This window comes from Halomonas sp. AOP43-D1-4 (genome assembly GCF_052446175.1).
Classification (GTDB): Bacteria; Pseudomonadota; Gammaproteobacteria; order Pseudomonadales; family Halomonadaceae; genus Vreelandella; species Vreelandella citrativorans.
Genome location: NZ_JBQSVY010000008.1, coordinates 43,651 through 55,868, shown reverse-complemented (window position 1 = coordinate 55,868; position 12,218 = coordinate 43,651). Strand labels below are relative to the sequence as shown.

Here is a 12,218-nt window from a genome sequence, read left to right as displayed (position 1 = left end):
TCAGTACCTATTCGTCGGCACGGTTTCGTCGGTACGGTGCAATAAATCACTAAAGCAAAATATTTGCGTTAGTGATTTATTGAGTTTATGCTCTTTAAAGCTAATATTTTGCCTTTTGGGAGAGATCATGTCCATCAACGTTTCTGATACTGTCCGCCGTTCCTCTAGCTGGAGTTTGTCTCCCGCCCGTACCGTTTTCCTGCACACAGCGATAATGATTGCCTTTTTAGCAGCATCGAGTGCGCCTACCCCGCTGTACCAACTTTATCAGCAGCAGTGGAGCTTTAGCGCAACACTGCTGACGGTGGTTTTTGCCACTTACGCGCTGGCTTTGCTTTTGGCACTGCTGGTGACGGGGAGGCTGTCCGATCATATTGGTCGACGTCCGGTTATTGCCATGGCGTTGTCGCTACAGATCATCGCTATGGTGGTTTTTTTGGGTGCGGCCGGGCCGGGTTGGCTGATTGGTGCGCGCGCTCTGCAAGGCTTTGCCACGGGTATGGCCACTGCAGCAGTTGGCGCGGCGATACTCGATGTTAGTCGGGAGAAGGGGGCTGTGATTAACAGCATCTCACCACTGCTTGGTATGGCAGCCGGCGCGCTAGGCAGTACCTCGTTGGTCGTGTTGGCGCCTGATCCGCTGCACATGGTGTACGCGTTGCTGCTGGCTATTTTTCTGGTGATGCTGGGCTTGATTTGGCTGGCACCAGAGACGGTGACATATCGCCCGGGTGCATGGGCAAGCCTGAAACCACGCATTACCGTGCCGCTGCAAGCGCGAAAAACGCTGTTATCTGTCACTCCTGCAAACGTGGCAGTGTGGATGCTAGGTGGTTTTTATCTATCGCTTATGCCATCGCTGATCGTTGACGTTACGCATGTGAACACGCCATGGCTGGGTGGTCTTGTCGTCGCAGCGCTAACGCTCACCGGCGCCATAGCGGTTCTGGCGGCTCGCAAGCTGAGCGCTTTTACAACCCTCTTGTCTGGCGAGCTTGCCTTGGTCGCAGGGCTGGTTGTCATTTTGGTCGGGGCTAACCAGGGAAACGCTGTCTTGCTGTTGGTCGGGTCGGTTATTGCGGGGTTTGGGTTTGGCGCGAGCTTCCTCGGGGCTGTACGCAGTGTCCTGCCGTTGGCTGAGCCCCATGAACGTGCCGCGCTGATGGGCGTGTTCTATATCGAAAGTTATCTGGCCCATAGCGTGCCCACGATGGCTGTCGGCTTCCTGGCGCAGAAGGCCGGCTTGCTGGCCGCGGTCAATATCTATGGTGCGGTGATCACTGCACTGGCCTTACTCGCCATTATCCTGCTGCTTGTGCAAGCGCGCACTTCAATGAAGAAAGGAAATCAAGCATGACTGCTCAAACTGTTTCTCCTATGTCCGCCGAGGAAACCTTGGCTCTGGCTACCAGCTTGGGGCTGCCCCTGAACTCTGAACGTGCGCCACTGATTGCGGGTGTCCTGCATCACATACACACGGTCATTGCCCGGCTTGACGAATTACCTATCGATGAATCATGCACTCCTTCATTTACCTTTGATGCTAGCCAGGGGAACCAACCATGCTAAATCCATTAAACCTGACACTGGCCCAAGCCAGTGCCGCCATCGTGGCATGCGAACTGTCACCAGTAGAATTGGTGGATGCGGCCTTGGCGCGTATTGGTGCGCGAGAGCCAGAGATCAACGCTTTTGTATCTGTATGGGAAGAAGCCGCCCGTGAGCAGGCACTTGAGGCCGAGCGAGACATTCAACATGGCCGTTACCGTGGGCCGCTGCATGGCATTCCTGTCGCGCTGAAAGACCTGTTCGATGTTGCTGGCCAACCCACCACGGCCAGCTCCCGTGTTCAGGGCGGACACCTGGCCGAGGCCAACAGCGCGGTAACGGATGCCTTGCTGCGTGGCGGCGCGATACTCCTGGGCAAGACCCATTTGCATGAGTTCGCTTTCGGCCTGACCACACCTCAAACGCGCAATCCGCTTGATCCACAGCGTACGTCGGGGGGCTCCAGTGGGGGCTCTGCCGCAGCGGTTGCTTACGGCGGCGCTTGGGCAGCCATGGGGACCGATACCGGTGGCTCGATTCGGGTGCCCGCAGCACTTTGCGGGTTAGTCGGGTTCAAGCCTACGTATGGCTTGGTCTCTCGCCACGGTACTATGCCCCTGGCCTGGTCGCTCGATCATGCGGGCCCTATGGCACGCACGGTAGAGGATGTTGGCCTGTTATTGCAGGCAGTGATGGGCTTTGATGCGCGCGACCCCGCTAGCCGTACTCCTCCTGCCTCTTTCGATACCAACGCACAGTCAAATGTGCATGGGCTGCGTGTTGGTATTCCACGCAACTACTATTTTGACCACGTTGCGGAGCCAGTCGCCGCGGCGGTTAGGCGTGCGGCAGCGCATCTGGAACAACAGGGCGCCGTGCTGGTGGAGGTGGATATTCCGCTGGCTGACTACCTCATCCCGACTCAGTGGGGTCTGATGGTGGCCGAGGCAGCAACCGTACACGCCAAGGACATACGCCAATCAGCATCGCTATACGGTGATGATGTACGCAGCTTGCTCGAAGCCGGACAACTGCTGCCAGCAGGCGATTATCTGAAGGCGCAGCGTGCCCGAGGCCTCATCGCTAAGCGCTGGAGTTCTCTGTTTTCAGACATCGATGTTTTACTGGCACCCACCGTTCCTCAGACAGCAGCACGCTTGGAGCAGGATACGTTTGATTGGGACGACGGCAGCCAAGAGAGTGTCTCCGAAGCGTATGTGCGCTTATGCGCACCCGCCAATGTGACCGGACTACCCGCGCTGACGGTGCCATTTGGTAAGGATCATCAAGGGCTGCCCGTGGGGGTCCAGATTATGGGCAAGGCATTTGATGACGCCAAAGTGCTACAGGTTGGGCGGGCCATTGAGCAGCCTCTTTCCCCCACTTAACCGAGCAGGCATTGAGTTCGAGAAAGTGGTGACGTCAAGGCAGCTACCAAGGATTGTTTGGTAGTTGCCTTAAGCACCAGGTTGCACAGAACGGCCAAGCACATCCACGTCTTCTTCAGGCCTGTGTCTCCCTATCGGCAGTAGATACACGCTTACGTTTGCACGGCCCATGCCGCCCCAGCGGTATCATCATGGGTTTTCCCGTGATCGGGTCGTCGATGACCCGGCTTTCCAGGCCAAAGGTATTGCGCTTATGGCTGGCCGTGTAAAATGCGTGAAAGCGAGGCCTCGATATGATGCTGCATAGCCGCTCTGGCTTGTGTGTCATCAGCCGCACGAATAGCGTCGATAATGGCAGCGTGCTCTTGTGAGACCTGTCTGGATTGTAGAAATCTTGGTAAGTCAGAGGTTTTTTTACCTAATTTGGCGGAGAAAATTACGCCTGTTTGCAGCGCTAATATAGAGCTAAGAAGGAATTTGTTGCCTGATGTTCTGGCGATCTGTAAATGAAAGTCAAAATCCTCCTGAGTGCCTTGCCCTCCGTTTCTAAAGACATCCTGTAAAGCATGATGCTTGTCTTCTATGCGCTCAATATCACTTTCATTGCGCTTTTTTGCTGCTAATACCGCTGACTCGGTCTCGATTAACATTCGAAAATCAAATAGTGCAATCAGATCATTAAAGTTGTTTACAAAATTGGGTGCGTCAAGTGCCGTTGAGGGTCTTGCAATAACAAAAAGCCCGGATCCTTGACGAGAAGCTACAAGGCCCTCTGCTTTTAGCTGTGCAACCACATCCCTTACTGCACTACGACTTAACTCGTAGCGATTCGCTAGTTCAGCCTCTGTGGGTAGCCTTGAGCCTCGAAGATATTGACCACGAAGAATCCAGCTTCGCATGTCCTCATGTAGTTCTTTCGTCTTTTCAACTTTAGTCTTTGTTGTCACGTTTAATACTGCCATGTTGCGATTGTTTTGATTGTAAAACAAGTGCTTATTGATTTTATTTTAAGCCTTTAATAAACAAATTGATAAATTTGTTTGTCCAGAGTGTACTGTTCAAGGCGATTTTAAAACCAATAAGGAGATAATAATGCGCGCACGCCATCAACTAACAGGTCTTCTTTTTGCTCTGTCTTTAGCACCTTTGGCTCAAGCTAATGACTTTGTGTTTGGTCATATCTATGAGGCAAGCCATAGTCATCATAAATGGGCACTATGGGCCGCTAATGAAATCGAAAAGCGAAGCGATGGGCGGCATCATGTTGAGGTTTTTCCCTCCTCTCAATTAGGCAACGAGGTTGAGCTTAACGAAGGTCTCGACTTGGGAACGGTAGATATCATTTATACCGGGAATGCGTTTGCTGGAAATGCTTATCCGCCTATTGCTTTGGGCAGTGCTCCTTTCGTTTTCCGGGATTTTGATCACTGGATGACTTATTCAAAAAGCGATCTTTTCCAAGAGCTTGCCGAGGGATATGAAAACTCTACGGGGCATGTGCCGCTTGGTTTGATCTATTTTGGGCAGCGCCACGTCACCGCCAATAAGCCGATACTCGCACCTGATGATATGCAGGGTATGAAAATTCGTGTACCAGATGCTCCGTTATTACTGATGTTCCCAAGGGCGGTAGGCGCTAACCCTACTCCAATCGCTTTTTCGGAAGTCTATCTAGCGCTTCAGCAAGGTGTGGTCGATGGCCAAGAGAACCCTCTGCCCATTATCCAGGCGATGAAGTTTGATGAGGTACAGTCTGATATCTCGTTGACCGGGCATATCTTTGATAGTCAGCCGATCATTATGAACGGCAGTGCCTGGTCGCAGCTCTCCGCCGAAGATCAAGCATTGTTCCTGGAAGTATTCAGCGAAGCCGCCGAGCAAGGAAGCCTGGATATCCACCAACAAGAGCAGGATTTGGTGTCCTGGTTCCAGGAGCAGGGCACGCAAGTGCATGAGGTAGATCGCGAGGCCTTCGCTGAAATGGTCAAGCCGAAGCTGACCGATGAAAACGCCGGCTGGACCGTTGACCAATACCAGCGTTTGGAGGCGATTGAGTAATGATGGGGGACAAAGGCGATCACCGTGATGAAGTAGCGGCGATGTCAGCACAACCTGGCCGCGAGAGCGCGGCCGGGAGTCTTGAACAGCCTGGTGTCTGTGAGAATAGCTCGACGCCAAAGTGGGTGTTTGAGGATCATGTGGCACTGGGAGTTCTAATCCTTCTGGGTGGCGTGGTGTTTGCGCAATTTTTGTCGCGCTATGTTTTTAACCACTCCATCGGCTGGACCGAGGAGGGTGCTCGCATGCTATTGGTGATGCTGGTGTTTATCGGTGCGGCGGGCGCTGCTTCGCGGCGTGGTCATATTTACGTAGAAATCCTTGAACTCATCTTGCCAGATAAGGCGAAACGTTGGCTGCGAGGATTCAACAATCTGCTTAGCGCAGCATTCTTTGGTTACGTGGCATGGCTTGCATGGCAGGTCGGCCAAAAGGTCTGGCATTCCAGTATGAGTACGTTGCCAATCTCGAAGGGCTGGCTTTATACCGTGGTTGCCGTAGCCTGCGCGGCGATGGCATTTCGTTTAGCCCGCCAGGGCGTTGCCTTCTGGCGAGGCAAGGAGGAGAAATGATCATTCTGCTTTTCGTAGCGTTGGCGTGCCTGCTGTTGATTGGTGCGCCAGTCGCGGTGGCGTTGGCGGGGTCATCGCTGGTTTATCTACTGGCCTCTGGCCGGATCCCCGATATCATTCTGATTCAGCGCATGGTGGGTGGCGTGGATAGCTTTCCACTGCTTGCTGTACCTTTCTTTATTCTGGCAGGCAACTTGATGAATGTCTGCGGGGTAACCGAGCGAATCTTCCGCTTCGCCGATGCGATGGTGGGGTGGACGCGTGGTGGCCTGGGGCACGTTAACGTAGGTGCTTCAGTGATATTTGCGGGCATGTCGGGTGCGGCAATCGCTGATGCTGGCGGCTTGGGTGCCGTTGAAATCAAGGCAATGCGCGATAAAGGCTACGATGTTGATTTCGCCGTGGGAATTACCGGGGCCTCTTCGACTGTCGGGCCAATTATTCCGCCGTCGCTTCCGCTTGTGGTTTATGGAGTTGTAGCATCTGCCTCCATTGGCCAGCTGTTCATTGCAGGCATTGTGCCAGGCCTGTTGATTGCGGCAATGCTGATGGCAATGGTCGCGGTGATTTCTCATCGGCGTGGCTACCCAATTGGCGAGCGCTTCTCGCTACGCCGCCTGCTCTCTACGTTTATACATGCAGCGCTTTCGCTACTTATCCCCGTCATTATTGTAGGCGGTATCGTTTTGGGGATTTTTACTCCAACCGAGAGCGCTATTGCAGCCGTGGCCTATGTGTTGGTATTGGCAACGCTGGTTTATCGCAGCGCAGGTTGGCGCCAGATCATCACAGTTTTCCGCGAAACGGTGGAAATGACCTCTGTTGTGCTACTTATCGTTGCCGCCTCTTCTATCTTTGCCTGGATTCTGACGCGCGAAGGGGTTCCCGCTGCGTTCGCAGAAGCGGTGATGACAGTCGCCGATAATCCTATCGTTATTCTGCTGCTGATCAATTTAATTTTATTAGTGGTTGGCTGCTTTATGGAGACGGTTGCGGCCATCACTATTCTAACGCCCGTACTGTTGCCACTGGCTATCCAGGCGGGCGTTGATCCCGTTCAGTTCGGCATCATCATGGTGCTTAACCTGATGATTGGTCTGCTTACGCCCCCGGTCGGGCTAGTGCTTTTTATTCTGGCACGAGTCGCCGATATATCGTTCCCCCGTGCGGTAAAGGCAACACTTCCTTTTATTGCGGCACTTCTGGTGTCACTGCTGTTGATCACGTTTATTCCTGCTTTGACGCTATGGCTGCCTAGCCTGATTTAGTTTGGAGATTAAGTCGCATGAACCATCTGCAAAATACCCCTTCGGTTGCCCAGGATGCTGTTGTCGAGGCGATTGATATGGTGCCTATAGGTAGCTATCTTCCGGCGGACGGGGGCTATGGAAGTGCAAGGGAAATCGGCCATGCGCGAATGGCAACCCTCGTTTTCGTGCGTCTTTCGGCAGGCATTATGGGTATTGGTGAATGCTATGGCCCGCCGAAGACGACACTTGCCTACCTGGATATACTCCGCGAGGCATATGTGGGCAAAAGCGCTTTCGATCATCGAGTGATCTGGCGACGAATGACGAACGTGCTTTATCACGTACGCGCCCAAAGCCAGCTTGCGGCTGCCGTTAGTGGGTTGGATATCGCCCTTCATGACGCATTGGGCAAACTACTGGGGCTACCCATCTATCGATTATTGGGTGGAGAAGCGCAAACATCGGTGCAAGTTTACGCATCGGGTGGCTATTTTCATGAACCGGCGGCATTGCCATTGGAAGCACAACTTGAGCGCGTTGCTGGGCAGTTTGAGGGCTACAAGATTAAAATTGGCCATGGCATCAAAAGTGATATTGAGCGAATGCAGAGTGCCCGCCAAATTCTTGGTGATGATGTCGCCATCATGGCGGATATCAACGGTGCCTACACGGCGGATATAGCACTAGAGTCGATGGCTGCTTTGGCACCGCTGCGACCTTATTGGATTGAGGAGCCGGTAGCGCCAGAGGATCTTCCCGGCTTTCGCCGCCTTGCGGCTCGCCGTGAAGGCCGTATTGCTGCGGGTGAGGCGTCGGTTAACGCAGTGGAGTTTCGTGAGCTAGCCGCGACAGGAGGTGTTGATGTTCTAATGCCGGATCTCAACCTTTGCGGGGGCTATGTAGAGGCACTACGTATCGCTGATATGGCCCACCTCAACGGGCTAAGAGTCTCGCCTCACGTCTGGGGGAGTGCTGTTGGCATTATGGCAGCGGCACATTTCGCTGCCGCAATTCCGCCGCAGCCGCATCCTGATCGCGCGCACACACCCACTTGGGTTGAATTCGACGTGTCGGCAAACAATCCACTGCGAGAAGCGCTTTTGACCGAGCCGCTAGCGCTTTCTCAAGGCCGCTTGGCGTTGCCTGAACGGCCAGGCTTGGGTATAGACATCGATAAAGAGAGATTAGAAGCACTCAAAATCGATTGCTAGATGCCAAGTAGGAACGAACAACGTTCCGCTTATCTGTGCAGGGCAATCACTGCATTGGATAGCACTTCTTATCGGCTAAAAGCGGCATGGTTTTCTCTACACCCCCATGCCGCCCCAGCGGTATCATCATGGGTTTTCCCGTGACCGGGTCGACGATGACGCGGCTTTCCAGGCCAAAGACATCGCGTACCATCTGTTCGGTAAAGACGTCTTCCGATGAGCCAACGGCGTAGACATTGCCGTTCGCCATGGCGACTAGCTTGTCGGCGTAACGGGCGGCCAGGTTCAGCTCGTGAAGCACCATCACAATGGTGGTGCCGCGCGTTTGGTTTAAGTCGGTGAGCAGGTCGAGCACTTCGATCTGGTGGTTGATATCCAGAAAGGTAGTGGGTTCATCCAGCAGCAGTACATCGGTTTGCTGAGCAAGCGCCATGGCGATCCACGCCCGCTGGCGCTGCCCGCCGGAAAGTTCTTCTACGGCGCTGTCGGCCAGGTTGGCCATGTGAGTCGCGCTTAAAGCATCGGCCACGGCGGCTTCATCGGCAGCGCTCCAGCGTTGGAAAAGCCCTTGATGCGGGTGGCGGCCGCGGCTCACCAGCTCAAGAACGGTAATGCCTTCAGGCGCGATAGGCGACTGAGGCAGAAACCCCAGCTGTTGTGCCAAGCGGCGGGCGGGCAGCTTATGAATGGCATTTCCATCCAGCAACACGTTGCCTTGCTCCGGTGTCAGGAGCCGTGAAAGCACGCGTAACAGCGTAGATTTTCCACAGGCGTTAGCGCCCACAATAGCGGTTGTTTGCCCCGCTTGAACGGTTAGGCTGACGTCATTAAGAATGGTCCGTTCGCCGTAGCCTGCGGTCAGGTGTTGGGCGAGTAGCGACGAAGCGCTCATAGGGTGCCTCTGCTTTTATTGTCGCGAGTAATCAGGTAAACGAGATAGGGGGCGCCTAATACGCCGGTCACAATGCCGACCGGATAGCGGGCAGGTAGCAGAAACTGGCCCGCGTAGTCTGCTAAAAGCACCAGCAGAGCACCTACCAGCGCAGAAGGAATCAATAGCGAGCCGTTGCGCCCCACTAAACGTGCCGCAATGGGACCGGAAAGAAACGCCACAAACGCGATGGGACCGGTTACCGCAGTGGCAAAGGCGACAAGTGCCACGGCGGTAATCACCACAGTAATTCGCGTGAGGGCTAGACGAACGCCTAATCCCACCGCGATATCGTCGCCCATTCGCAGGGTTTCCAGGTCTCGGTGGCGGCTTAACAACAGCCCGCCAAACAGTAGCAGGGCGATAAACAGCGGTAGTGCCTGCTCAAGCTGGACACCGTTAAGGCTACCTGCCATCCAGCGTAATGCTTCCTGTAGCGACCAACTGGGCGCGCGCATTAAAAGGTACGCCGTAACGCTTTGTAGCATCGCGGCCAGGCCAATGCCGATGAGAATTAATCGAGCGCCGGTTACGCCTTGCTGCCAGGAGAGCCCGTAGATTAACAGCGCCACGCCTAGCCCAGCTGCAATCGCAATGATTGAAACTGCCGTGCCACTGAGCGATAGCACCACAATGGCAAACACTGCGCCGGTGCTCGCGCCGGTGCTAATGCCGATAATGTCGGGGCTTGCCAGCGGATTACGCAGTAGGGTTTGAAAAGCGACACCGCCCAGTCCAAAACAGGCGCCTGCCAGCACCGCAACCACGGCCCTTGGTAAGCGTAATTCTCGCACGGTAAAACTTGCCCCGGGCACCTCAGCGCCACCCATAATGCGCAGCACCGTGGTGAGTGGCGTAAAGGATTGCCCCAGCATCAAGGTCAACACTACGCCTGCCAGTAAACAGGCGGCCAATACCGCAAGTATCCGCCCCCGGCGCTTGGCGTGTGCCCGACGCATCTGCCTATAAGGATGATGTTCATGGTGTTGAGAGAGGGATGAAGGGGTGGCGTTATAAGAGGGCGGGTTCATAGCGCACCTACTTTGCGGTTGCGTACAATCCAGATAAACACGGGTGCACCGATAAAGGCGGTAACGATGCTTGCATCAAGCTCTGCAGGATGCGCTACCAGTCGCCCCACCACATCTGAAAACGTTAACAGTACGGCGCCACCCAAGGCGGAAAATGGCAATAGCCAGCGGTAGTCACCGCCGACAAGCAGGCGGCAGGCATGTGGTACCACCAGCCCGACAAAGCCGATGGGGCCACAGATAGCCGTAATCGGGCCGCATAGCAGTACCGCGCCCACCGCCGACATGGCTCTGGCGACGGCGACTTTTTCGCCCAGGCCCGCAGCGGCATCGTCGCCCAGTGCCAGCAGGTTGAGCTTGCGCGCGGCGAGTAACGTGATCACAAAACCTGCGAGCAGAAAAGGCAGTACGGGCATGATCTGGTTGTACGTCGCGCCGCCAATACCGCCCACCAGCCACGACTGCGCCAGCCCCGCAATATCGCCGCGTGGCAGTATAACGGCCGTCGCCAGCGAGCTTAACGCCGCCGTCGTAGCGGCCCCGGCCAATGCCAACCTGAGCGGTGTGGCGCCCCCGCGTGCCAGGCTGGCAATAGTGTAAACCGCCACGGCGGCAAGCCCGGCACCCAGAATAGCCGTCCAGATGTAGGTCGTGGTTTCATCAATCCCAAACCACGCGATCCCTATTACAATGGCCAGTGCTGCACCGGCGTTAACGCCTAACAGGCCGGGGTCGGCAAGCGGATTACGGGTAAGCCCTTGCATAACGCCTCCCGATACGGCGAGTGCCGCGCCCGCAAGCACTGCCAGTAGAGTACGCGGCAAGCGACTCGCCACGGCGGCATCGCCAATGGTTTCTACCTGCCCGCTTAGCGCCGCCACTATCTCTGGCCAACCCACCGTGCGAGCGCCAAACGCTACAGAAAGCGTTAGCGCCAACGCAAGCAGCGCCAGCAGCATTAGGCCTCCAGCAAGGCGTGTGCCTCGCTTTTTACGCTGCCGGGTAACGCTAGCGGTTGGCGCAGTAACGACGCTACTCTGCGTGGCGTGCGGCTTCTGAGAGCAGGTCAGCATAATCGTCTAATAACCATGAAATCGACATGGGTGTCGGGTTGGCCGCAGTACCCAGCGGACTATTGTCGAGCAGCACAATGGCGCCGTTTTCAACGACGGGCAGCCGAGAGGTCAACGGATGGGCTTCGAGCTGTTCAATCAGCGCTTGTCCGCCGTAGGTGACCAGAATATCCACGTCTGCCAGTTGGTCGATTAGCTCAGCGCTGATTTCGCCTGAAAACGTGCCCGGTGCCGAGTTGGCTTGAACGATCTCTGGCGAGACCAGCCCCAGGTCATGGAAGAATCGCACTCGTGCATCGTTATCGGTGTAGAAAGAGATGTGCCCCAGGTTGGTGGGGTCGAGGTGCGTCACGAACATGGCTGTTTTGCCCTCTAGTTCGGCATGCGCCTGGGCAGTTTCAGCAATTTGGCGTTCAAGGCGTTCAATCAGTGCCTGGCCTTCGTCGGCCATGCCCATGCCAGCGCTATTGAGAAGAATCATATCGCGCCAGTCTGTCGCCCACGGGCCTTCGGAGTAACCGACGACCGGGGCAATTTGGCTCAAGGTGGTGTAGTCCGCTTGGCTAAGCCCTGAATAGGCCGCAAGGATTACATCAGGCTGGCTGGCCGCAACGGCCTCAAAATCAATACCATCACCTTCATCGAACAGGGCGGGGGGCGCTACTTCAAGTTCTTCAAGCCTGGCCTCCACCCAAGGCAGCAAACCGTTGCCGTTGGTATCGCCAAAATTAGCGGCAGCAAAGCCGACCGGTACAACGCCTAACGCCAGCGGCACCTCGTGGTTCGCCCACGCCACGGTGGCGATTCGTTCCGGTTTTTCCTGAAGGATGGTGGTGCCAAGGGCGTGTTCGATTTCTAACGGGTACTCTTGGGCGCTTACGGACGTAGCACCGAGGCTGCACGCCGCCAGAAGCGATACGCAAACGGATATGCTCTTACGCAACAATGCCATAGCTTCCTCTAAAGCTTTAGTTCTGATAATCGATAGTCTTGGAATTGATGGTCATTACGAAATGTGGTTAGTATAAAACGTGTTCTAAATAATTATGATTTACATTACCACTATTGACTACTCCAGACCACCTCCGGATACTCTCACGGCCTTTTTCACAAAAATCATCAGGCGGCGGGGCGGGTTTATTCACTTCCAGGGATC

General features: G+C 55.2%; 12 protein-coding genes. 7 read left to right on the top strand and 5 right to left on the bottom strand.

All coding sequences use genetic code 11. From position 1 onward, the window contains the following. The first annotated feature begins 127 nt into the window (after positions 1-127). The 3 genes from ACT3RQ_RS10145 to ACT3RQ_RS10135 are packed head-to-tail and all read left to right on the top strand — an operon-like array spanning position 128 to position 2,936. Positions 128-1,357 carry an MFS transporter gene (locus ACT3RQ_RS10145; protein ID WP_217883863.1) on the top strand — a complete coding sequence of 410 codons (1,230 nt, stop codon included), beginning with the start codon at positions 128-130 and terminating at the stop codon, positions 1,355-1,357. Next, positions 1,354-1,569, top strand: coding sequence for a hypothetical protein (locus ACT3RQ_RS10140; protein ID WP_087108104.1), 216 nt, complete (start codon positions 1,354-1,356; stop codon positions 1,567-1,569). Before ACT3RQ_RS10145 ends, ACT3RQ_RS10140 begins: the two co-directional genes overlap by 4 nt. Beyond that, positions 1,563-2,936 carry an amidase gene (locus ACT3RQ_RS10135; protein WP_444680412.1) on the top strand — a complete coding sequence of 458 codons (1,374 nt, stop codon included), beginning with the start codon at positions 1,563-1,565 and terminating at the stop codon, positions 2,934-2,936. The genes ACT3RQ_RS10140 and ACT3RQ_RS10135 overlap by 7 nt, the downstream gene beginning before the upstream one ends. A 251-nt stretch (positions 2,937-3,187) precedes the next feature. Here ACT3RQ_RS10135 and ACT3RQ_RS10130 read toward each other — a convergent pair whose 3' ends face one another. Beyond that, entirely contained in the window at positions 3,188-3,898 is a 711-nt protein-coding gene (locus ACT3RQ_RS10130; RefSeq protein WP_444680411.1) for a FadR/GntR family transcriptional regulator, read from the bottom strand. 130 nt (positions 3,899-4,028) lie between these two features. On the opposite strand from ACT3RQ_RS10130, the gene ACT3RQ_RS10125 reads away from it, so the two are divergent. From ACT3RQ_RS10125 to ACT3RQ_RS10110, 4 genes are read left to right on the top strand one after another with little or no spacing between them, the layout of a single operon-like run. After that, on the top strand, positions 4,029-4,994 hold the full coding sequence (locus tag ACT3RQ_RS10125) for a sialic acid TRAP transporter substrate-binding protein SiaP (protein ID WP_192526607.1): 966 nt from the start codon (positions 4,029-4,031) through the stop codon (positions 4,992-4,994). Next, the gene (locus tag ACT3RQ_RS10120) at positions 4,994-5,566 is read left to right on the top strand and encodes a TRAP transporter small permease (RefSeq protein WP_192526608.1); all 573 of its coding nucleotides are present in this window, start codon (positions 4,994-4,996) and stop codon (positions 5,564-5,566) included. Before ACT3RQ_RS10125 ends, ACT3RQ_RS10120 begins: the two co-directional genes overlap by 1 nt. Further along, positions 5,563-6,834, top strand: a complete 1,272-nt coding sequence (locus ACT3RQ_RS10115; RefSeq protein ID WP_192526609.1) for a TRAP transporter large permease — start codon at positions 5,563-5,565, stop codon at positions 6,832-6,834. Before ACT3RQ_RS10120 ends, ACT3RQ_RS10115 begins: the two co-directional genes overlap by 4 nt. A gap of 17 nt (positions 6,835-6,851) precedes the next feature. Beyond that, positions 6,852-8,027 carry a mandelate racemase/muconate lactonizing enzyme family protein gene (locus ACT3RQ_RS10110; RefSeq protein ID WP_192526610.1) on the top strand — a complete coding sequence of 392 codons (1,176 nt, stop codon included), beginning with the start codon at positions 6,852-6,854 and terminating at the stop codon, positions 8,025-8,027. A 46-nt stretch (positions 8,028-8,073) separates the two neighbouring features. Here ACT3RQ_RS10110 and ACT3RQ_RS10105 read toward each other — a convergent pair whose 3' ends face one another. The 4 genes from ACT3RQ_RS10105 to ACT3RQ_RS10090 are packed head-to-tail and all read right to left on the bottom strand — an operon-like array spanning position 8,074 to position 12,014. Then, positions 8,074-8,919 carry an ABC transporter ATP-binding protein gene (locus ACT3RQ_RS10105; protein WP_444680410.1) on the bottom strand — a complete coding sequence of 282 codons (846 nt, stop codon included), beginning with the start codon at positions 8,917-8,919 and terminating at the stop codon, positions 8,074-8,076. Beyond that, positions 8,916-9,989: a FecCD family ABC transporter permease gene (locus ACT3RQ_RS10100; RefSeq protein ID WP_444680409.1), complete on the bottom strand. Its 1,074-nt coding sequence runs from the start codon at positions 9,987-9,989 to the stop codon at positions 8,916-8,918. The genes ACT3RQ_RS10105 and ACT3RQ_RS10100 overlap by 4 nt, the downstream gene beginning before the upstream one ends. Next, positions 9,986-11,062 carry a FecCD family ABC transporter permease gene (locus tag ACT3RQ_RS10095; RefSeq protein ID WP_444680408.1) on the bottom strand — a complete coding sequence of 359 codons (1,077 nt, stop codon included), beginning with the start codon at positions 11,060-11,062 and terminating at the stop codon, positions 9,986-9,988. The genes ACT3RQ_RS10100 and ACT3RQ_RS10095 overlap by 4 nt, the downstream gene beginning before the upstream one ends. Then, positions 11,022-12,014, bottom strand: a complete 993-nt coding sequence (locus ACT3RQ_RS10090; RefSeq protein ID WP_444680407.1) for an iron-siderophore ABC transporter substrate-binding protein — start codon at positions 12,012-12,014, stop codon at positions 11,022-11,024. The genes ACT3RQ_RS10095 and ACT3RQ_RS10090 overlap by 41 nt, the downstream gene beginning before the upstream one ends. Positions 12,015-12,218 lie beyond the last annotated feature (204 nt).

Coding starts and splice junctions, on each gene's coding strand:
- ACT3RQ_RS10130 (WP_444680411.1), bottom strand. CDS start 3,898: ATGGCAGTATTAAACGTGACAACAAAGACTAAAGTTGAAAAGACGAAA.
- ACT3RQ_RS10120 (WP_192526608.1), top strand. CDS start 4,994: ATGATGGGGGACAAAGGCGATCACCGTGATGAAGTAGCGGCGATGTCA.
- ACT3RQ_RS10110 (WP_192526610.1), top strand. CDS start 6,852: ATGAACCATCTGCAAAATACCCCTTCGGTTGCCCAGGATGCTGTTGTC.
- ACT3RQ_RS10145 (WP_217883863.1), top strand. CDS start 128: ATGTCCATCAACGTTTCTGATACTGTCCGCCGTTCCTCTAGCTGGAGT.
- ACT3RQ_RS10125 (WP_192526607.1), top strand. CDS start 4,029: ATGCGCGCACGCCATCAACTAACAGGTCTTCTTTTTGCTCTGTCTTTA.
- ACT3RQ_RS10095 (WP_444680408.1), bottom strand. CDS start 11,062: ATGCTGACCTGCTCTCAGAAGCCGCACGCCACGCAGAGTAGCGTCGTT.
- ACT3RQ_RS10140 (WP_087108104.1), top strand. CDS start 1,354: ATGACTGCTCAAACTGTTTCTCCTATGTCCGCCGAGGAAACCTTGGCT.
- ACT3RQ_RS10090 (WP_444680407.1), bottom strand. CDS start 12,014: ATGGCATTGTTGCGTAAGAGCATATCCGTTTGCGTATCGCTTCTGGCG.
- ACT3RQ_RS10135 (WP_444680412.1), top strand. CDS start 1,563: ATGCTAAATCCATTAAACCTGACACTGGCCCAAGCCAGTGCCGCCATC.
- ACT3RQ_RS10100 (WP_444680409.1), bottom strand. CDS start 9,989: ATGAACCCGCCCTCTTATAACGCCACCCCTTCATCCCTCTCTCAACAC.
- ACT3RQ_RS10105 (WP_444680410.1), bottom strand. CDS start 8,919: ATGAGCGCTTCGTCGCTACTCGCCCAACACCTGACCGCAGGCTACGGC.
- ACT3RQ_RS10115 (WP_192526609.1), top strand. CDS start 5,563: ATGATCATTCTGCTTTTCGTAGCGTTGGCGTGCCTGCTGTTGATTGGT.